General features: G+C 70.5%; 14 protein-coding genes. 11 read left to right on the top strand and 3 right to left on the bottom strand.

Annotated features, from left to right (window positions below):
• Positions 1 to 4 precede the first annotated feature (4 nt).
• Entirely contained in the window at positions 5 to 256 is a 252-nt protein-coding gene (locus U2P90_RS12850) for a hypothetical protein (RefSeq protein WP_322472433.1), read from the bottom strand.
• Positions 257 to 510: 254 nt separating this feature from the next.
• Positions 511 to 1,725, bottom strand: coding sequence for a saccharopine dehydrogenase family protein (locus U2P90_RS12845; RefSeq protein ID WP_322472432.1), 1,215 nt, complete (start codon positions 1,723 to 1,725; stop codon positions 511 to 513).
• A gap of 54 nt (positions 1,726 to 1,779) precedes the next feature.
• Here U2P90_RS12845 and U2P90_RS12840 point away from each other — a divergent pair, with 54 nt between their 5' ends.
• The 8 genes from U2P90_RS12840 (at position 1,780) to U2P90_RS12805 (ending at position 12,647) form a co-directional block, all read left to right on the top strand.
• Positions 1,780 to 2,145 (top strand): hypothetical protein, encoded by a 366-nt coding sequence (locus U2P90_RS12840; RefSeq protein ID WP_295815513.1) that lies wholly within the window; start codon positions 1,780 to 1,782, stop codon positions 2,143 to 2,145.
• Between the two features lie 156 nt (positions 2,146 to 2,301).
• Positions 2,302 to 3,864 carry a catalase gene (locus U2P90_RS12835; RefSeq protein ID WP_380103579.1) on the top strand — a complete coding sequence of 521 codons (1,563 nt, stop codon included), beginning with the start codon at positions 2,302 to 2,304 and terminating at the stop codon, positions 3,862 to 3,864.
• 195 nt (positions 3,865 to 4,059) lie between these two features.
• Entirely contained in the window at positions 4,060 to 4,953 is an 894-nt protein-coding gene (locus tag U2P90_RS12830; RefSeq protein WP_322472430.1) for an FAD binding domain-containing protein, read from the top strand.
• Positions 4,950 to 5,507, top strand: a complete 558-nt coding sequence (locus tag U2P90_RS12825) for a (2Fe-2S)-binding protein (protein WP_322472429.1) — start codon at positions 4,950 to 4,952, stop codon at positions 5,505 to 5,507. The genes U2P90_RS12830 and U2P90_RS12825 overlap by 4 nt, the downstream gene beginning before the upstream one ends.
• Positions 5,504 to 7,861, top strand: coding sequence for an aerobic carbon-monoxide dehydrogenase large subunit (locus U2P90_RS12820; RefSeq protein WP_322472428.1), 2,358 nt, complete (start codon positions 5,504 to 5,506; stop codon positions 7,859 to 7,861). Before U2P90_RS12825 ends, U2P90_RS12820 begins: the two co-directional genes overlap by 4 nt.
• A gap of 200 nt (positions 7,862 to 8,061) precedes the next feature.
• Entirely contained in the window at positions 8,062 to 9,216 is a 1,155-nt protein-coding gene (locus U2P90_RS12815) for an XdhC family protein (protein WP_322472427.1), read from the top strand.
• A 115-nt stretch (positions 9,217 to 9,331) separates the two neighbouring features.
• Complete coding sequence (locus U2P90_RS12810; RefSeq protein ID WP_322472426.1) at positions 9,332 to 10,354, top strand: imelysin family protein; 1,023 nt, start codon at positions 9,332 to 9,334, stop codon at positions 10,352 to 10,354.
• 1 nt (position 10,355) lies between these two features.
• Positions 10,356 to 12,647: an FTR1 family protein gene (locus U2P90_RS12805; protein ID WP_322472425.1), complete on the top strand. Its 2,292-nt coding sequence runs from the start codon at positions 10,356 to 10,358 to the stop codon at positions 12,645 to 12,647.
• 70 nt (positions 12,648 to 12,717) lie between these two features.
• On the opposite strand, the gene U2P90_RS12800 is transcribed toward U2P90_RS12805, so the two are convergent.
• Entirely contained in the window at positions 12,718 to 13,119 is a 402-nt protein-coding gene (locus U2P90_RS12800) for a hypothetical protein (protein WP_322472424.1), read from the bottom strand.
• An 83-nt stretch (positions 13,120 to 13,202) separates the two neighbouring features.
• Between U2P90_RS12800 and aroA the strand changes: the two genes are divergently transcribed.
• The 3 genes from aroA (at position 13,203) to U2P90_RS12785 (ending at position 20,316) form a co-directional block, all read left to right on the top strand.
• A complete protein-coding gene (aroA, locus tag U2P90_RS12795; RefSeq protein WP_322472423.1) occupies positions 13,203 to 14,528 on the top strand; it encodes a 3-phosphoshikimate 1-carboxyvinyltransferase in 1,326 nt (441 codons plus the stop codon).
• Between the two features lie 92 nt (positions 14,529 to 14,620).
• Entirely contained in the window at positions 14,621 to 15,730 is a 1,110-nt protein-coding gene (locus U2P90_RS12790) for a PQQ-dependent sugar dehydrogenase (protein ID WP_322472422.1), read from the top strand.
• 170 nt (positions 15,731 to 15,900) lie between these two features.
• Positions 15,901 to 20,316, top strand: a complete 4,416-nt coding sequence (locus tag U2P90_RS12785; protein ID WP_322472421.1) for an SNF2-related protein — start codon at positions 15,901 to 15,903, stop codon at positions 20,314 to 20,316.
• Positions 20,317 to 20,383: the final 67 nt, after the last annotated feature.

Here is a 20,383-nt window from a genome sequence, read left to right as displayed (position 1 = left end):
ATGATCAGGGTTTCAACCGCTTCATCCAGAACACCTGATAGGTCTTGTAGACACCCAGAACTGTACCTGTCGTCGACTGCACACCCGTCAGTTCCCAGCCCGCCTGTCCGAAGGCATTCATGACCGTGACCCTCCAGGGTTCGAAATCATTGCCTCCCTTGAGACCATTAGGGTCGACCTTGACCCCCGTGGCGGTCAGGATCAGGCTGGGTAAACTGGTGCCCGAGCGGCTGGCGAACAGGATGCGCCCAGCCACCGTCCAGGAGTATTCCTGATCCTTGACCTATTTACGGTCTTTCGAATACACGTCAGCGAAGCTCAATACGCCATATTCCCAGACCTGCTGGGCCTGGGCGACCGATGACGTGAGCAGGGCCGCGAGGAGCAGGCTTTTCATGTGATGCACTCTAGAGGCGGCCATGCTGGTTCGTTGCCACAACTCCGCAAGTGGCCGAATGCGAAAACGGGGCCGAGACTTCTGCCTTGAAGTCGGCCCCGACTACGTTGTCGTTACTTCACCAGTTCAATCCCCGCCAGTTCGTCCACGGGCAGACCCCAGGTGTTCATGGCATCGATGAAGGGGTCGGGGTCGAGCTGTTCCACGTTCCACACGCCGGGCTGCATCCACGTGCCATTCAGCATGAGCATCGCGCCGATCATGGCGGGCACGCCGGTGGTGTAGCTCACGCCCTGCGCCTGCACCTCGCGGTAGCACTCGGCGTGATCCTTGACGTTGTAGACGAAATGCACATTGGGCTGGCCGTCCTTGCCCGGCCCCTTGGCCTGCACGCCGATACAGGTCTGGCCGGCGTAGTTCTCCGCGAGGCTCTCGGGGGCCGGCAGCACCGCCTTCAGGAACTCGATGGGCGCGATCTTCTGGCCCCGGAAGTCGATGGGCTCGATGCTGGTCATGCCGATGCCCTCCAGCACATTCAGGTGCTTGATGTAGTTCTCGCCGAAGGTCATCCAGAAGCGGGCACGTTTGATCGTCGGGAAGTGCTTGACGATGCTCTCCAGCTCCTCGTGGTACAGCACGAAGCTCTTGCGGGTGGCGACCTTGGGGTAGTAGATGTCCTGGGAGATCTCCAGCGGCTGGGTCTCGACCCACTGGCCGTTCTCCCAGTAGCGCCCGTTGGCAGTGATCTCGCGGATGTTGATCTCGGGGTTGAAGTTGGTGGCGAAGGCCTTGCCGTGGTCGCCGTTGTTGCAGTCCACGATGTCCAGTTCGTGGATCTCGGTGAAGTGGTGCTTGGCCAGGAATGCCGTGAAGGCCTGGGTCGCGCCGGGGTCGAAGCCGCAGCCCAGCAGTGCCATCAGGCCCTTCTCCTTGAACCGATCCTGGTACGCCCACTGCCACGAGTACTCGAACTTTGCCACGTCCTTCGGCTCGTAGTTGGCGGTATCCAGATAATGCACGCCGGTCTCCAGGCACGCGTCCATGATCGTCAGATCCTGGTAGGGCAGGGCCACGTTGATGACCATGACGGGCCTGAAGTCGTTGATGAGCTTCACCAGCTCCGGCACGTTGTCGGCGTCCACGGTGGCGGTGCTGAAGGTGGCCCGGCTATCTGGCATGTGCTGCTTAATTTCCGCCACGATCTTGTCGGCCTTGCTGACGGTGCGGGTGGCGATCAGGACGTCGGTGAAGACGCTGTCGTTCTGCGCGCATTTCTTGGCGACGACGTTCGCGACGCCGCCCGCTCCGATGATGATGACCTTGCTCATGGGGCGCAGTTTACTGTCCTGGCAGTGAGGGGCTGGTCAGGGTAGGCTCGGGCCATGACCCGGCCCCCACCATCCAACCCGCTGAGGGCGCTTCCGCAGCGCGAGGTCACGCCCGAGATGAGGCGGCGCACGGCGCGGACGTTCTGGCTGATCTTGCTGGCCTTCGTGACCGGGATCGGTGTCATGGTGGCGACCCTGGCGTGGCAGGGCCGGGCGGCGCGGGACTACGCGCAGGCGGTGCGTGCGGCGGCGCTGGCCGGGAACCCCTCTCCCAACGTGGGCTACACGGTCGCGTGCGAGCAGGTCAGGCCGGGGCCGCTCCCGCGTGGCGTCGAGTCCTGCGAGGTCTCGGTGGCGGCCGGTGAGGTCAGCGTGAAGCTGGCGTTCCAGGGAGGGCGTGAGTTCACCCTGAGCCGCTGAGGGCACCCGTCTTGAGTGGGCGTTCATGTTGTTGAGAACGATTCCTATCTGGGGGTAGGGTTTGGGGGTTCCAGCCATCCTCTCGACCGCCTTTCTACCCGCCTGGAGGCCCCCATGAGCGACGACAAGATCTTCAAGCCCAGCGAACCCACCGACATGACCGCGCCGCGGGAGAGCACGACGGCGCTGACCAACGCGCAGGGCGATCCGGTCGCCAGCAACGAGAACTCGCTGACGGCCGGACAGCGCGGCCCGGTGCTGCTCCAGGATCACCACCTGCTGGAGCGCATGGCACAGTTCAACCGCGAGCGCGTCCCCGAGCGTGTGGTGCACGCCAAGGGCAGCGGGGCCTTCGGCACGTTCCGCGTCACGCGGGCCATTCCCGAACTGACCGTCGCGCAGCTGTTCCAGACGGAAGGCACCGAGTGCCGCATGCTGGCCCGCTTCTCGACCGTGGCCGGCGAGCGCGGCTTCGCCGACACCGTGCGCGATCCGCGCGGCTTCGCGCTCAAGATGTACACCGAGGACGGCAACTGGGACATGGTCGGCAACAACACGCCCGTGTTCTTCGTGCGCGATCCCGTGAAGTTCCAGGACTTCATCCACAGCCAGAAGCGCCACCCCGCCACCGGCCGGCGCAGCGAGACGATGATGTTCGACTTCTGGGGCCTGCGCCCCGAGACGCTGCACCAGACGCTGTACATCTTCGGTGACCGGGGCATTCCGCGCGGCTACCGCTTCATGAACGGCTACGGCAGCCACACGTACAGCCTGTGGAACGCTGCCGGCGAGCGCTTCTACGTGAAGTGGCACTTCCACAGCCAGCAGGGCGTGCAGAACCTGACCGAGGAAGAGGCGACCGAGATCGCCGGGAAGAACCCCGACTTCTACTTCCAGGATCTGCACGACGCCATCGAGCGCGGTGAGTTCCCGAAGTGGAGGGTCAGCATTCAGGTGATGCCCGAGGCCGAGGCCGAGACGTACCACATCCATCCCTTCGACCTGACCAAGGTGTGGCCGCACGCCGACTATCCCCTGATGGAAGTGGGCGAGTTCGAGCTGAACGAGAACCCGAGGAACTACTTCGCCGAGATCGAGCAGGCGGCCTTCGAGCCGAGCAACATGCCGCGCGGCTTCGGCGCGAGTCCCGACAAGATGCTGCAGGGCCGCCTGATGAGCTACGCCGACGCGCACCGCTACCGGATCGGCGTGAACTACGCCCAGCTCCCGGTGAACAAGGCCGCCTCGCCGGTCAATACGTACAACCGCGACGGCCAGACGCGCTTCGACGGCAACTACGAGGGGGCGCCGGTCTACGAGCCGAACTCCTTCGGTGGCCCGGTCGCGTCCGGCGAGGCGGTGCAGGAGCCGCCCCTCAAGCTCACGGGCGAGGCGGGACGCTACGGCTGGCCGGAGACGGACGAGGACTACTTCGCGCAGCCGGGCGCGCTGTTCCGTCTGATGAAGCCCGCCGAGCAGCAGCGCGTGTACGGCAACTACGCCCGCCACCTGGGTGCCACGCCGCAGTTCATCCAGGACCGCTACCTCGGGCACCTCGACAAGGTCGATCCCAAGCTCGGCCAGGGTGTGCGCGACGCCATCAATGCGATGAAGGCGGAGGCCGACCCGCAGATCCGCACGGTGCTCACCGAGACGCACACGTACGCGGCCGGCGGGCAGATGAAGCCGCAGCCGCAGGCCGTCGGCACCGACGACTGAATCCCACCCCGCCCGTCACGACCCCGCCGCGACTGGCGGGGTCGTTTTGCTGACCGACGTGTCAGACGGCACTTTCCGCTTGCACTCTGTCGCAATTGCTTCATACTGTCTTTAGGTCAATCGATTACAATTCTCACCGCATCACATCCATGCAGTTGCGCGTGTCGTCCGGCTCCGTGCCGGCAAGGGGGATATGTGTTTCCAGCGGCCTTCGAGTACGTCCGTGCCCACTCCGCCGAGGAGGCCCTGTCGCTGCTCGCGCAGCACGGGTCGGACGCCCGCATCCTGGCGGGCGGCCAGAGCCTCATTCCCGCCATGCGCTACCGCCTCGCGCGGCCCACGGTGCTCGTGGACATCGGGCCACTCAAGGAGCTGAAGTACCTGCGCGACGACGGCCCCGGCGGGTTCCTGCGCGTCGGCGCGATGACGGCCGACATGACCCTGGAGCGCGACAAGCACGTGCGCGCCCGCTACAGCCTGCTCACCGACACCAGCGACGTGGTCGCCGATCCCGTGGTGCGCTGCGTGGGCACCGTGGTCGGCAGCCTGTGCCACAACGACCCCTCCGGCGACTGGGGCGCGGCCGCCCTGGCCGCCCGCGCGGTCATGGTCGTGCGCGGCAAGGACGGAGAGCGCGAGATCCCCATCGACGAGTGGCTGGTGGACTCCTTCCAGACTGCGCTGCAGGAGGGTGAGATGGCCGTCGAGGTGCGCTTCCCCACGCCGGACGCCCGCACCCAGGGCGCGTACCAGAAGATCGAGCGCAAGGTCGGCGACTACGCGACCGCCGCCGCGGCCGTGCAGCTCACGGTGGACGAGGCCGGGCGTGTCACGCACGCGGGCGTGGCCCTGACCGCCGCCGGCCCGCGCCCCGTGCGCGTGGACGCCGCCGAGCGCATCCTGGTCGGGCAGACGCTCTCCGAGAACCTGATCCGCGCCGCGAGCGACGAGGCCCGCGCCATCAGCGAGCCCTTCGCGGACACCCGCGGGGGCGTGGACTACAAGAAGGACATGGCCCGCGTGCTCGTCGCGCGGGGCCTGCGCAAGGCCGCCGGCCGCCTGAACCTCGACCTGGGAGCGTCCGCATGACCACCGCCGAACCCACCGACACCGCCGAGACCACCCACCGCATCACCCTGAAGATCAACGGCCGGGCGTACAAGCAGGACGTCGAGCCGCGCAAGATGCTCGCCTACGCGATCCGCGACACGGGCCTCAGGGGCACGCACGTCGGCTGCGACAGCTCCTCGTGCGGGTGCTGCGTGGTCGTGCTCGACGGCGACACGCCCGTCAAGTCGTGCACCATGTTCGCCGTGCAGGCCGAGGGCCGCGAGATCACCACCGTCGAGGGGCTCGGCGCGCCCGGCGCGCTGCACCCCCTGCAGCAGGCGTTCTGGGATCAGCACGGCCTGCAGTGCGGGTACTGCACGCCGGGCATGCTCATGACCAGCTACGCCATGCTCCAGCACCACACCGACCCCACGGATCAGGAGGTGCGCGAGTTCCTGGGCGGGAACCTGTGCCGCTGCACCGGCTACAACAACATCGTCAAGGCCGTGCAGCAGGCCGCGCAGGCGCTGCGCGACGACCAGGCCGGGAAGCTCGACACGCTGGCCGCCGCGGCCACGGGAGGGAGCCAGTGACCACCACCCCCAAAGAGAAGCACGCCATGGGCAAGGGCATGAAGCGCAAGGAAGACCCGCGCTTCCTGACCGGGCAGGGCAACTACGTCGACGACCTCGTCATTCCCGGCATGCTCAGCATGGCGATCGTGCACAGCCCGTACCCGCACGCGCGCATCCGGTCGATCGACAAGACGGCCGCGCTGGCCGTGCCCGGCGTGAAGGCGGTCATCACCGGGGAAGACCTCGTGGCGGCCAGTCTGGGGTGGCTGCCCACCTTCCACGGCTTCGACAAGCAGATGGTGCTCGCGGTCGGCAAGGCGCTGTTCCAGCACCAGGAGGTCGCCGCGGTGTTCGCCGAGACGCGCGAGGCCGCCATGGACGCCGTGGAACTCGTCGAGGTGGACTACGAACCGCTCGACCCGGTCACGTCGCCCTTCGACGCCATGAAGGACGAGACGATCCTGCGCGACGACCGCGACGACAAGACCAACCACATCTACCACTGGGAGAGCGGCCACCGCGACGAGACCGACGCCGCGCTCGGCGACGCCGAGGTCGTCATCAACGAGAAGGTGTACTCGCCGCGCTGCCACCCCGCGCCGCTGGAACCCTGCGGGTGCGTGGCGCAGTTCGACGCGATGGGCCGCCTGACCTTCCACGTGACCAGCCAGGCCCCGCACGTGTACCGCACCGCGATCTCGCTCGTGACCGGCATTCCCGAGGACAAGATCCGCGTGGTCGCCCCGGACATCGGCGGCGGTTTCGGGAACAAGGTGCCGGTGTACCCCGGGTACGTGTGCGCCATCGTGGGCGCGCTGATCCTCAAGACGCCCGTGAAGTGGATCGAGACGCGCACCGAGAACCTGACGACCACCGGTTTCGCCCGCGACTACCACATGGACGTGACCATCGGCGCGAAGAAGGACGGCACCGTGACCGCCCTGAAGGTCAAGACCGTCGCCGACCACGGGGCCTTCGACGCCGCCGCCGACCCCACCCAGTACCCGGCGGGCATGTTCGGCATCGTGACCGGCAGCTACGACTTCCCCGTGGCGTTCACGGAACTCGACGCGTACTTCACGAACAAGGCCCCGGGCGGCGTGGCGTACCGCTGCTCGTTCCGCGTCACGGAGGCCAGTTACGCCATCGAGCGCGGCATGGATCTGCTGGCCGGCGAGCTGAAGATGGATCCGGCCGAGCTGCGCAAGAAGAACTTTGTGCAGAAGGACGAGTTCCCGTACAAGAGCGCGCTGGGCTTCACGTACGACAGCGGCGACTACGCGGGCACCCTCGACCACGCCCTGAACCTCATCGGCTACGACGAGCTGAGAAAGGAACAGGCCGAGAAGCGCGCCCGCGGGGAACTCATGGGCATCGGGCTCTCGACCTTCACCGAGGTCGTCGGGGCGGGCCCCAGCAAGCACTTCGACATCCTGGGCATCAAGATGTTCGACTCGGCCGAGGTGCGCATCCACCCCACCGGCACCGGCATCGTCCGCGCCGGCACCAAGAGCCAGGGCCAGGGCCACGAGACGACGTGGGCGCAGATCGTCGCCGAGGAGCTCGGCCTCGACCCCGAGAACCTGCTCGTGGAGGAGGGTGACACCGACACCGCCCCCTACGGCCTGGGCACCTACGCCAGCCGCAGCACGCCGGTCGCCGGGGCCGCCCTGGCGCTCGCCGCGCGCCGCGTGCGCGAGAAGGCGAAGAAGGTCGCCGCGCACCTGCTGGAAGCCGCCGAGGACGACGTCGAGTGGAAGGACTACCAGTTCTCCATCATGGGCGCGCCCGAGAAGTCCGTGACCATGAAGGAGGTCGCCTTCGCCGCGTACACGAACCCCGGCGAGGGCAACGAACCCGGCCTGGAAGCCAGCCTGTACTACGACCCCCCCAACATGACCTTCCCGCACGGCACGTACATCGCCGTGGTGGACGTGGACGGCGAGACCGGCGAGGTCAAGGTGCGCCGCTTCCTCGCCGTGGACGACTGCGGCACCATCATCAACCCCACCATCGTGCAGGGGCAGGTGCACGGTGGCCTCACCGAGGGCTTCGCGATCTCGTTCATGCAGGAGATCCCCTACGACGCGCAGGGCAACAACATGGCCCCCAACTTCATGGAATACCTTGTGCCCACCGCGGTCGAGAGCCCCGTGTGGGAGACCGGCCACACCGTCACGCCCAGCCCCCACCACCCCATCGGCGCGAAGGGCGTCGGCGAGAGCCCCAACGTCGGCAGCCCCGCCGCCTTCGTGAACGCTGTCATGGACGCCCTCTCGCCCCTGGGCGTCAAGCACATCGACATGCCCCTCACCCGCGAGAAGATCTGGCAGGCCGTGAGGGACGCTCAGGGACAGAAGGCCGGGGATTGAGCGGGGGAGAACCCCTCCGCCCTCCGGGCACCTCCCCTCCCTGCGGGCTCTGCGAGTCAAGGGGAGGCAACGAGCACATCTTTGGCTCCCCTTGAGGGGAGCTGGCCGCGCAGCGGACTGAGGGGTTTGCACGTCGCCCAACCGCACACCCACTCCCCCCGCCCCTCACCGGGCGGGCTCTCGTTGGAGGAGAATGACCTATGACTGAACCGCACGTGTCGGCGCGGGATTCGGAGTCGATTCCCGACGTGCCGCAGCGTCTGGCCGAGCTGGCCCGCGAGGGGGCGGCGGTGGCGGTGGCGACCGTGATCTCGCGCCGCGCGCCGGTGAGCGCGCAGGTGGGTGATAAGGCGCTGATCCACGCGGACGGCCGCATGGAGGGCTTCGTGGGCGGGGCGTGCTCGCGGGAGATCGTGCGGCGGCAGGCGCTGCTGTCGCTCCAGGGCGGGCAGGCGCGGCTGGTGGTGATCGTGCCGGGCGCGGCTCCGCAGGACGCCGAGCACGCCTTCGCGGAGCGCGTGACGGTGCCCATGAACTGCGCGTCGGAGGGCGCGAGCGAGGTGTTCATCGAGCCGCTGCTGCCGCCGCGGCTGCTGGTCGTGGTGGGTCACACGCCGGTGGCGCAGGCGATCGCCACGCACGCCCGCGTGATGGGCGACCGCGTGTGGCGCGTGCTGGACGACGACGAGGCGGGCGCGCACGGCGAGGGGCCGGACGTGGTGCCCCTCTCGGAACTCGCGGACAGGCTGGCGGGCCTGCCGGCGGCGCAGCGCGCGCGGGCGCGGTCGGTCGTGGCGTCCCAGGGCCACTACGACGAGTCGGCGCTGGAGGTGCTGCTGCGGGCCCAGCCGAACCCGGTGGGCCTGCTCGCTAGCCGCAAGCGGGCGGAGAACGTGCGCGAGACGCTGCGGATGCTCAGCTCGTTCGGCGACGCGGAACTGGGGCGCATCCGGGGGCCGGTGGGCCTCGACCTGGGGGCCCGCACGCCGCACGAGGTCGCCGTGAGCGTGCTCGCCGAGATGGTACAGCTCGACCGGGCGGGGAAGGGGAGGGTGCCGGTGGCGGCTGTGCCGGAGCCTTCGGCCGAGACACCTTCAACCGAACCGTCCACTCCCGCGCCGTCCAGCCCTACATCGCCGACTCCCGCCGCTTCGTCCTCGCTGCTCTCGGCTGTGATGGGACTGGGAGAACTCCCGGTGACGCAGGCCGCTACCGCGACCGATCCCGTCTGCGGCATGACCGTCACGCTGCCCGCGAAGCACACGGCGGAACACGGGGGGCAGGAGTACGCCTTCTGCTGCCCGCACTGCAAGGCGCGCTTCCTGAAGGAGCCGGCGAGGTACGTGGCGGGATAGATGCTGAACGGAGGTGGCTGCTCCGGGGGCGGTCTGCGCTTCACCGTGCGGGGGGCGCGGGCATCCGATCCGTCAATCTTGACTTGATCGCTCGGAATACTCCACTATCGGGGACATGCGACCGATCCTGCTCACCCTGGGCCTCCTGGGCACCATGTCCAGCGCCAGTGCCGCCGACCTGGGCGGCGTCAAGACGTACCTGGACGGCAAGCTGGGGACGCAGCTCAGCGGCACGCTGGCCCTGAAGACCGCAGCGGACGCGTATTACGACCTCGCCCGGCAGGCGAGGTTCGACTACCGCGCCCTGGCCCGCACCCCGCAGGCCCGCGCCGCCGTGCTCGCCGCCCGCCGCGGCTGGACGCAGGCCAGCCCCGCGTACGAGGACATCGAGGGCATCGTGGCCGGCGTGGAGACGCTGAGCGCCTTCGACGTGATCCTCGACGCCGGCACCAGCGGCGCGGAGGGCGGTGAGGACGTCGTGCCCTTTGACCTGACCCTGCCGTCCGGGAAGGTGCTCGCCAAGCCCGGCAACCTCTTCGGCGTGACCGAGGGGACGCTGTGGGGCACAGTGAAGGCCTTTGGCAGTGGGGTGCCCGCCGACCTGAACGGCAACGGCCGGATGGACTTCGGCGACACCATGCCCGACGCGGACGTCCTGAAGGCCGCCGCCGCCGAGCTGCACGCCCAGAGCGGGAAGCTGCAGCGCGCGGCCCGCGCGTGGAGCCCCACCCGCCAGGACGTGTTCGGGGCGCTGATCGGCAACGTGCCCACGGTCGGCCCCGTGTTCTTCGAGGACTGGAAGACCAGCCCCTTCGTGCTGGGGGCCCGCAGCCAGCGCACGGACTTCGTGGTGATCTCCCGCCTGTCCGACCTCGCCGGGAACGTCAGCTCGTGGCGGGCCATGTACCGGGGCCTGAGCGCCGATGTGAAGGGCCGCAACCCCGCCCTCGACACGCAGATCCAGGCGGGGCTGAACGAGCTGGCCACCTACGTGGGCCGGTTGGTCAGCCGCGAGCAGACCCGCCGCTACACGCCCGAGCAGGCCGAGGCCGTGCAGCGTGAGGCGCAGAACCGCGCCACCGTGATCACCGGGCGGCTCACGCAGGCCGCCGCGCTGCTGGGCGTGAAGGTCGACTGACATGTGGCTCCGGATCCTGCTGATCGCCGCCGCGTGCGGCGTGCTGCCGGGCGCGCGGGCGGCCACCGCCGACCTCGCCACCGCCACCGAGACCCTGCGGGCCCGGCTGGCCGACGCCTCCCTGGAGGTGGAGTTCGACCGCGCCGAGGCCACGCGGCTGGTCGGTCAGGCGAGCGCCGCGTACGCGGCCGTCGCCCCCCGGATCGCGGCGGTCGATGCCGACGCCGGGGCGCGGGTGCAGGCCGCGCTGGCGGCCGCCGGCACCGCAGCCGGGCAGGGACGTCCGGCCGCCCTGGCGCGGGCCGGGGCCCAGGCGTGGACGGCCGTCCTGCACGGCGTCACCACCGGCCTGGAACGCAGCGTGCAGGCCGCCGACGCGCCCGCCGCCCGCGAGTGGCTGGCCGCCCGCGAGTACCGCGTGGCGAGCAGCCTGACCCGCGGGAACGCCGACGCGACCACCGCCGTGGAGGCCCTGGCGGCCGGCGACCTCGCGCCCGCCGACGCCCTGACCGCCGTGCGCTCGGATGTGCTGGGCGCGTACCAGGCCCGGCTGTCCGACGCGCTGCGCGCCCTGGCGGACGACCGCGCCCGCGGTTTCACGACCCTGGCCGCGGGGCACGCGGCGCTGGCGCAGGGCTACTTCGCGCTGCTGCGGGATGCCTTCGTGGCGCAGCGGGGCGAGGCCGCCGCCACGACGCTGGACGCCCACCTTGCGGCCCTGCCCGCCAGTCTGGACGCCGTGAATGCCGCCCTCGCCGACTTCCGCGCCGCCCCCCTGAGCGGGCGTGAGGTCGCGGCGCGGGCGTCGCAGGTCACGCGCTTCCTGGGTCTGGTGCCCGTCGAGTACGGGCGCGGCGTGAAGCTCGACGGCACCCGCGCGGTCGTCACGCAGACGGTCGAGGTGAACGAGGCCCGCACCTTCCTGAGCGGGGCCCGGTCGGCCCTGGCCGACCTGACGCCCCTGCTCCCGCCGGCCACGGCCGCGCCGCTGACCCGCGCCATGACCGCCCTGCACGACCGGCTCGCGCCGGAGGCGCTGGCCCGCACCGTGCCGGCCCCCGACACCCTGCGGGCCGACGTGGAGACGCTGCTCCAGGGCCTCCGGACGGCCTTCCCGCGCGAGTGGCAGCGCGCCGACGCCGGAGCCGACCTCGACGTGGTGCGCACCCAGCTCGACGCGGTCGTGGCCGCGGCCCAGGCCGGCGAGTGGACGGCCGCCGAGACCGCTCGCCTGGACGCCTACGCCCTGCTGGAGAGCGGCACCGAGGCGCGCATCGCCGTGTTCAACCCGGAGCTCAAGGCCACGCTGGAGGGGCTGATCTGGAACGGGCAGCATCCGGCCGGGCTGGCGGCTCTGATCCACGCCCGCGCGCCCGCCGCCGACTTCCGGGTCACCCGCGCCGCCCTGGACACCACCCTGGCCGACGTCGCCCGCATCCTGGGCACCGAGACCGCCCCCGGCGCGGTCGCCACGAACGCCGGGATCATCGTGTTCCGCGAGGGCCTGGAGGCCGTGCTGATCCTCGCCGCGCTGATGGGCAGCCTGCGGCGCGGGGCCGTCCGGCACCTGCGCCGCCCGATGTGGCTGGGCGCGGCCGGGGCGTTCGCAGCCACCGCGGTCACGTGGTTCGTCCTGCAGGGCGCGCTGTCGCTGCTCGGCCGCTACGGCGAGAAGCTGGAGGCGGTGGTCAGCCTCGTCGCCATCGGCGTGTTGCTGCTGATCATGAACTGGTTCTACCACCAGGTGTACTGGACAGACCGCATGGCCTCCATGCAGCAGCACAAGCATGCCCTCACCCACGGCGCGGGGCACCGGGCCCAGTGGTGGGGGCTGGCGGTGCTGGGCTTCACCAGCATCTACCGCGAGGGCTTCGAGACGGTGCTGTTCCTGCAGTCGCTGGTGCTGCAGGTCGGCGCGGTGCCGGTGCTCGGCGGGGCCGCGGCGGGTCTCGCGGCCGTGTGCGGCGTGGGGCTCGCCGTGTTCCGCTGGCAGGCGAAGCTGCCCATGAAGAAGCTCCTGATCTGGACGGGCATCCTGATCGCGGCCGTGCTGGCGGTCATGGTGGGCAACACCGTCCACACGCTGCAGCTCGTGGGCTGGCTGCCGGTGCACCCGCTGCCCGTGGCCCTGCCCGCCGCGCTGGGCCTGTGGCTGGGCGTGCACGCCACGTGGGAGGGCGTGGGCCTGCAACTCGCGTCCGTGGTGGCCGTGGTCGGCTCCTTCCTCGCCGCCGAGGCGCTCAAGGAACGCGACCTCGCTGCCCGGCGCTCGGGCAAGCCCGTCTCGGCCTGAGGTGCGGGTGGCGGCAACCGGAGGAATGAGCGTTCCTCCGGTCTGTCGTATGGGTCGGCGGTGGGCGGCGCTACGTCGGATCCGGTGTGTGGGCCGGCGGCAACCCGTCGGGCCCGCTGCCCACTGCCTGCTCCACGGCACCCACGATCTCCGCGACGCTCAGGGTGAACGCGCCGGCCTCGCCACGTGCGAAGGCCGCCTCCCAGTGGCGCAGGCCGGACAGGTCGCCGGGCAGGGGCACGTGGGTCTCGATCAAGGCCGTGACCGAGGCGCGCAGCGACGCCTCGGCGATGGGCGAGTGGGACAGTTCGGTCTGCTCACCGTGAGGAGTGCGCAGGCGCAGTCCCTCCACGCGGATGTGCACGATGCCCCCGCCGGGGCTGTCGTCGCGGGCCAGGATCAGCACCGTGGATCTCGGCTCGCCGGGGCGGGTGGCATACGACCAGCGCTGGCCGGGAGCGAAGTCGGGCATGGAGCCATGGTAGGACACGCCGGGACGCGCCGCTGTCTTGCCCGCGCTCCGGCTGGCCCGGCCGCACGCGCTAGCCTCGCGGCATGAGTGCCGATGGTCTGCCCGAGCGGTTCGATGTGGTCGTTCACCCCGCGCCGGAGCTGCGGGGCGAGCTGCGTGCCCAGCCCAGCAAGAACTACACGACCCGCTACCTGCTGGCGGCGGCGCTGGCCGACGGTGAGACCCGCGTGGTGGGCGTGGCGACCAGCGAGGACGCCCACGCGATGCTGGCCTGCCTGGAGGCCTGGGGCGCGGGCGTGGAGCTCGTCGGCGACGACGCGGTGATCCAGGGCTTCGGCGCGTCCCCCCGCGCCGGCGTGACCCTGAATCCCGGCAACGCGGGAGCGGTGGCCCGCTTCCTGATGGGCGTGGCGGCCCTGACGACCGGCACGACCGTCGTGACCGATCACGCCGACTCGCTCGGCCGGCGGCCCCAGGGGGATCTGCTGGCCGCGCTGGAGCGGCTGGGCGCACGGGTGACCAGCCGGGACGGTACGCTGCCCGTCACGATCAGCGGCCCGGTGCGGGGCGGCGTGGTCGAGGTCTCGGCCGAGCGCTCCAGCCAGTACGCCTCGGCGCTGATGTTCCTCGCGCCGCTGCTGGAAGGTGGCCTGGAACTGCGCCTGACCGGCGATATCAAGAGCCACGCGCCGCTGCGCCAGACCCTCGACACCCTCGCGGCCTTCGGGGTGCGGGCCAGTGCCAGCGACGACCTGAGCCGCGTCTCCATTCCCGGCGGTCAGGTGTACCGGCCGGGGCGGGTGCTCGTGCCCGGCGACTACCCCGGCTCGGCCGCGCTGCTCGCGGCGGCGGCGCTGCGGCCCGGCGAGCTGCGGCTCTCGAACCTGCGCGAGCACGACCTCCAGGGCGAGAAGGAGGCCGTGGCCGTGCTGCGCGACATGGGCGCGGACATCGAGCGCGAGGGCGACACGCTCGTCGTCCGCGGCGGGCGGCCCCTGACCGCCGTGACCCGCGACGGCGACGGCTTCACCGACGCCGTGCAGGCCCTGACCGCGGCCGCGGCGGGCGCGGAGGGCACGACCACGTGGGAGAACGTGTACACCCTGCGCCTCAAGGAGTGCGACCGCATCAGCGACACCCGCCGCGAACTGCAGCGCCTGGGCCTGACCGCCACCGAGACCACGGACTCCCTGAGCGTCACCGGGGCGGAGCGGATCGCGGGCGGCGTCACGGCCGACGGGCACGGCGACCACCGCATGATCATGCTGCTCACGCTGCTCGGCCTGCGCGCCGACGCGCCCATCACCATCACCGGCGCGCATCACATCCGCAAGAGCTACCCGCTGTTCTTCCGGCACCTCGAACACCTCGGCGCGACGTTCGAGTACCGGCCGACCGACGGGCACTGAACCGCTGGTGGTGGGCGGTCGCTCATTGCCCGGCCCGCGCACCTTCATGGCCCTGCCGGCCCCCTCTCACCGCCGGGTGATCCACTGGGATCATGCCCTCCCATCTGCGGTATGCGGCTCTAGGCCTCCTGGCCGTGTCCTGTGCGAGCGCTCCGGCTGCCGCCCAGACCACCCCGACCCTGAAGGCCCCCGACGGGTTCCGGATCACGGAATTCGCGGACGGGTTCAAACAGCCCCGCTTCATGACGGTCGCCAGCAACGGTGACGTGCTGCTCAGCGACATGGGGGCCGGCTCGGTGTACGTCCTGACCGACGCCAATAAGGACGGCCGGGCCGAGGGCAAGCACGTCTACGTGACGGGCCTCTCGCAGCCGCACGGGCTGGCCATCCACGGCGGCTTCCTGTATGTCGCCGAGACGGACAAGGTCGTGCGCTTTGCCTACAAGCCCGGTGACACGAAGGCCAGCGGGCAGCCGCAGACCCTGCTGACGCTCCCCAGCGGGGGCGGGCATTCCACCCGCACCGTCACCTTCGGCCCGGACGGGAAGATGTACGTGGCGGCGGGCAGTTCCTGCAACGTCTGCGAGGAGAGCGACGCGAAACGGGCCGCCATCTGGGTGTATGACGCCGACGGCAAGAACGGCAAGGCCTACGCGACCGGCCTGCGCAACGCCGTCGGGATGGAGTGGGTCGGGAACACGCTGTACGCGACCAACAACGGCCGCGACCAGCTCGGCGACGACATCCCGCCCGAGGGGTTTTACAAGGTGACGTCCGGCGGGTTCTACGGCTGGCCGTACTGCTACACCACGAAGGCCGGTCAGGCGCAGGTCTGGGACAAGGACTTCGGGAAGAAGACGGCGGCCGCGTGTGGGAACGCCACGCCCGCCTTCGCCCTGACCACGGCGCATTCCGCGCCGCTGGGAATGGCCGCGTACAGCGGCTCCTCGTTCCCGGCCAGCTTCAGGGGCCAGCTGTTCATCGCGCTGCACGGCAGCTGGAACCGCAGCGAGAAGAGCGGGTACAAGGTGGTCACGGTCGATCCCGCCAGCGGGAAGGTCAGCGACTTCCTGACCGGCTTCCTCCAGGGGCAGAAGACGGTTGGGCGCCCGGTCGATCTGGCCGTCATGCCCGACGGGGCGCTGCTGCTCACCGACGACGGGGCCGGCAAGGTATGGCGCATCCAGTATTCGGGTTCCTGAATCGCCCGGAGGGCAGTGCGGCGCCGGTGTGCTGGCCCGTCCGGACACGGCATGACCCCGTCCATGGTGACGGCACCGACGTTTCGTGAGCACTTCTGTCACAGCGAACGCGCTAGACTCGGGGGCGTGTTTGTTTTCGAGCCCCTGACCGCTCTTCCGGCGGCCCGGTCATGAAGCTCAGCCGTCTGCCCCCCGGCTTCGGACTGGATACCGCCGCGCAGGGTCTGGCGCTGCGCGAGGGCGCGGTTCAGGGCATCACGCGCGAGTGGACGGACTCCGGATGGCGGGTGGCCGGTACGGTGCACGACGGCGGCACCGAGTACGACGCCAGTGCCGAACTGTTGCCGCCCCCCGATCCCCAGCTGCGATCCTCCAGCTGCACGTGCGGGCGTTACCGGTGCCGGCATGTGGCGGCGCTGGTTCTTGCCACCGATCCGCCGAGTACGCCCAGGCCGGCGGCGCCGGCCGTGTCCAGCGCCGCCACCGGCTCGCTGCCCCCTGTGGACGATGTGCTCGATGCCCGCACCCAGCAGTGGCTGGCGTCCTTTCAGGAGCAGCCGGGCCAGTCGCGCGGGCGGCAGTTCGAACTGCGCTATGTGCTGCGGCTGCTCGCCGCGTCCAGTGGCAGCGGTGCCCGCCGGGTCGCGCTGCAGATCATGCGGCTTCCCGTGCGGGGCGATGTGCCGGACCTGCGCGCGGCCGAGCGGTACGCCATTCCGAAGACCCTGTCCACGGCGCCCGGGTTCGTGCGGCGCGACGCCCGGATCCTGCGCCTGCTCGAGATGGCGACCGCGCCGGCCCATGAACCCGGCCGCTACGGCGAGGAACTGTACGCCCTGACGGATCATCCCGCCGGCGACCTGCTCATCGACTCCCTGCTGGACTCCGGCCGGCTGTGCTGGGAGCGGGTCGAGCGGCCGCTGCACCGTGGCCCGGAACTCGCCGGGGAACTCGCGTGGGCCAGCGATGCCAGGGGCGCCCAGACGCCCACCCTGAAAGCGCCCCAGGCGCCGGACGCGCTGATCCTGCCGGTCACGCCGGCGTGGGCGGTGTTGACGGACTCCGCGCAGCTCAGCCGCCTGAGCGTGAACGCCTCGGCTGATCAGGTGAGTCGCTTCCTGGCCGGCCCGACCCTGGCGCCGGCGCAGGCGACGGCCCTGGCCCACGCGATCACCGCCGCCGGGCTGCACCTGCCCATCCCGCAGACCGTCCAGATCCGCGAGGAGGATCTGCCGTACACTCCGCAGCTGCACCTGAGTGGCCGCACCGCCACCGTGTATGTCCGCGACGGCTGGGCGCGCCGTCCCGAGACGCGGGTGTTCCCGGCCGCCGAGCTGCGCCACGCCTACGGCGGCCTGGCCGTGCCGGACGGTGCCCACACCTCGGGCCCCACCCTGTACCGGGGCGGCGTGCTCACCCGCGTGACCCGCCGCCCCGATCGGGAGCGCGACGCCGAGCGCGACCTGCACCTCGCCGGCTTCCAGCGCCTCCAGGAACTCCACGACGGAGACTTCACGTTGCCCGGCGACCTGGGCGACCTGCTGGGTCTGGACAGCGACGAGGCGTGGACGGACTTCATGCGCCAGGGCCGCGCCGAACTGGAGGCCCAGGGGTTCACGGTGCTGCTGCACGCTGACTTCCCGCTGAACTACGCCCAGATCAGCGACTGGTACGGGCACGCCGACGACAGCGCCGGCGGGTGGTTCACGCTCGATCTGGGCATCGTCGTGGACGGGCAGCAGGTTTCCCTGATCCCGGTGCTCGCCGACCTGATCGCCCGGCAGCCCGAACTGTTCACCCCCGAGGCGCTCGCGGAACTCCAGGATGACGAAACCATCACCGCGCTGCTCGCCGACGGCCGCCGCGTGGCGCTGCCGGCCGGCCGCATCCGCGCGATCCTGAGCGTGCTGGTCGAGCTGAACCTGCGCGACCTGCCCCCCGGCCCCCTGAAGCTGCCGCTGCTGGACGCCGCCCGCCTGGCCGAGCTGGAAAGTGCCGTCCAGGCCCGCTGGCTGGGCGCGGAGCGTCTGCTCGACCTGGGCCGCCGCCTGCGCGATTTCGGCGGGATTGATCCCGTGGCCCCGCCGCCCGGCCTGCACGCCGACCTGCGGCCGTACCAGCAGCAGGGTCTGGCGTGGCTGCAGTTCCTGCGCCAGTACGACATGGGCGGCATCCTGGCCGACGACATGGGGCTGGGAAAGGCCCAGCCGCTGGATGCCCGCGTGCTCACGCCGTCCGGCTGGCGGCGTATGGGCGACCTGCGGGTCGGGGACGACGTGATCGGCCGGGATGGCCGTCCGACCGCCATCACGGGCGTCTATCCGCAGGGCGGGCGGCCGATCTACCGGGTCACCCTGACCGACGGCGCGAGCGTGCTGGTCGACGAGGATCACCTGTGGGCCGTCCAGACGCCCGTGCGCAGGAAGCGGGGGCAGCCGTGGCGCGTCCTGAGCACCGCCGAGATCGCGGCCGATCTGCGCGACGCCGCCGGCAACCTCAAGCACTATCTGCCGATGGTCGAGGCTCCTGTCTTCGATCCGCAACAGCTGCCCGTCGATCCCTACACGCTCGGGGCCCTGCTGGGCGACGGCCACCTGAGCCACGGCATCGGCATGACCACCGAGGACGTGCTGGTGGCGTCACTCGACCTGCCGGCGGGCGTGTTCGCCCAGCACGCCGCCCGGCTCACGGAGACGGTCTCGACGTACCGGCTGGTCAGTGCCGGACAGTGGACACCCAATGCCCTGAAAGATGCGCTGCGTGCCCTTGGCCTGCATGGTCTGAACGGGCACTCGAAGTTCATCCCGCCGGCGTACCTGCTGGGCACCCCGGCGCAGCGCCTCGCCGTGCTTCAGGGCCTGCTCGACACGGATGGACATGCGGGCGTAGTCGTCGAGTACACCAGCGTGTCGGAGGCGCTGGCGCGTGGCGTGGTGGAACTCGTCCAGTCACTGGGCGGCACGGCGCGGATTTGCCGCAAACTCACGACCCACGTCTACTTCGGGGAACGGAGGTTCGGCACGGCGTGGCGGGTCACGCTGAAACTGCCAGCGCACCTCGACCCGTTCCGCCTGCCGCAGAAGCTGGCCGCGTACCGCCGGCCCACGAAGTACCCGCCGTCACGCGGCGTCCGCCTGGTCGAGTACGTCGGGGTGCAGGACGCGCAGTGCATCAGCGTCGCGGCCCCCGATCGCCTGTATGTCACCGAGGCGTACATCGTGACGCACAACACCGTGCAGACTCTGGCCCACCTGCTGCTGGAGCAGGACTCCGGCCGTGCCGACCGGCCCAGTCTGGTCGTCGCGCCGACCAGTGTGATCGGCAACTGGCAGGCCGAGGCCGCAAAATTCGCGCCGTCGCTGCGGGTGCTGACGCTGCACGGCAAGGATCGCCGGGCGAGCTTTCCCCGCATTCCGGCGCACGACCTGATCCTGACCACCTACCCGCTGCTGCCGCGTGACCTGGAGGAGCTGTCGGCCTTCCAGTACCACCTCGTGATTCTGGACGAGGCGCAGAACATCAAGAACAGCAAGACGGCCGCCGCCAAGGCCGCCGGCAGCCTGGACGCCCGCTACCGGCTGGCGCTGACCGGTACGCCGCTGGAGAACCACCTGGGCGAGCTGTGGTCGCAGTTCAACTTCCTCGCGCCGGGGCTGCTGCACGACGAGCGCACCTTCCGCGAGCTGTACCGCACGCCCATCGAGAAGCGCGGCGACCCCGTGCGCCGCTCGGCGCTGGCCGCGCGGGTGCGGCCGTTCATCCTGCGGCGGGAGAAGCGCGACGTGGCCCGCGAACTGCCGCCCAAGACCGAGATCCCGGTGCGCGTGACCCTGGACGGCGACCAGCGCGACCTCTACGAGACCGTGCGCGTGACCATGCAGGGCCGTGTGCAGGAGGAACTGCGGGCGCGGGGGCTGTCGCGCAGCACCATTGCCATCCTGGACGCCCTGCTCAAGCTGCGCCAGGCGGTGACCGATCCCCGGCTGGTGAAACTGGAGGCGGCGGCCGGCGTGCAGAACAACGCCAAGTTCGACTGGCTGCAGGGCAACCTCCCGCAGATGCTGGAGGAGGGCCGCCGCGTGCTGATCTTCAGCTCCTTCGCCACCCTGCTGGGGCATCTGGAGCCGTGGCTGAAGTCCGAGGGCATCCCGTACTCGATGCTGACCGGGCAGACCCAGGATCGCCAGACCCAGATCGACGCCTTCCAGGCCGGCACCACCCATGTCTTCCTGATCACCCTGAAGGCCGGCGGCGTGGGCCTGAACCTGACGGCGGCCGACACGGTCATCCATTACGACCCGTGGTGGAATCCGGCCGCCGAGGATCAGGCCACGGACCGGGCGTACCGCATCGGGCAGGACAAGCCGGTGTTCGTGTACAAGCTGATCGCGGCGGGCAGCGTCGAGGAACGCATCCTGGATCTCCAGTCCCGCAAGGCCTCGCTGGCACGCGGCATCCTCGACGGTGGCCTGAGCGACGCCACGCAGCTCACGGCGGCCGATCTTGACCGGCTGTTCGCGCCGCTGGAGGACGGCGAGGAGCCGGAGGCCCGCCCGGGGAGCGTGGGGGAGACGGTTGGCCCTTGAGTGCGGCTCCCTGGCGCGGTATGCTCCGCGCATGTCCGTTCGCGGTGCGTGGTGGTGGCCCAGTCTC

It is taken from the genome of Deinococcus sp. AB2017081, from assembly GCF_034440735.1.
Lineage (GTDB): Bacteria > Deinococcota > Deinococci > Deinococcales > Deinococcaceae > Deinococcus > Deinococcus rufus.
This window is presented reverse-complemented; position numbering and strand designations above follow the sequence as displayed.

Coding starts and splice junctions, on each gene's coding strand:
- U2P90_RS12790 (WP_322472422.1), top strand. CDS start 14,621: ATGCCCTCCCATCTGCGGTATGCGGCTCTAGGCCTCCTGGCCGTGTCC.
- U2P90_RS12845 (WP_322472432.1), bottom strand. CDS start 1,725: ATGAGCAAGGTCATCATCATCGGAGCGGGCGGCGTCGCGAACGTCGTC.
- U2P90_RS12810 (WP_322472426.1), top strand. CDS start 9,332: ATGCGACCGATCCTGCTCACCCTGGGCCTCCTGGGCACCATGTCCAGC.
- U2P90_RS12840 (WP_295815513.1), top strand. CDS start 1,780: ATGACCCGGCCCCCACCATCCAACCCGCTGAGGGCGCTTCCGCAGCGC.
- U2P90_RS12815 (WP_322472427.1), top strand. CDS start 8,062: ATGACTGAACCGCACGTGTCGGCGCGGGATTCGGAGTCGATTCCCGAC.
- U2P90_RS12800 (WP_322472424.1), bottom strand. CDS start 13,119: ATGCCCGACTTCGCTCCCGGCCAGCGCTGGTCGTATGCCACCCGCCCC.
- U2P90_RS12805 (WP_322472425.1), top strand. CDS start 10,356: ATGTGGCTCCGGATCCTGCTGATCGCCGCCGCGTGCGGCGTGCTGCCG.
- aroA (WP_322472423.1), top strand. CDS start 13,203: ATGAGTGCCGATGGTCTGCCCGAGCGGTTCGATGTGGTCGTTCACCCC.
- U2P90_RS12825 (WP_322472429.1), top strand. CDS start 4,950: ATGACCACCGCCGAACCCACCGACACCGCCGAGACCACCCACCGCATC.
- U2P90_RS12785 (WP_322472421.1), top strand. CDS start 15,901: ATGAAGCTCAGCCGTCTGCCCCCCGGCTTCGGACTGGATACCGCCGCG.
- U2P90_RS12835 (WP_380103579.1), top strand. CDS start 2,302: ATGACCGCGCCGCGGGAGAGCACGACGGCGCTGACCAACGCGCAGGGC.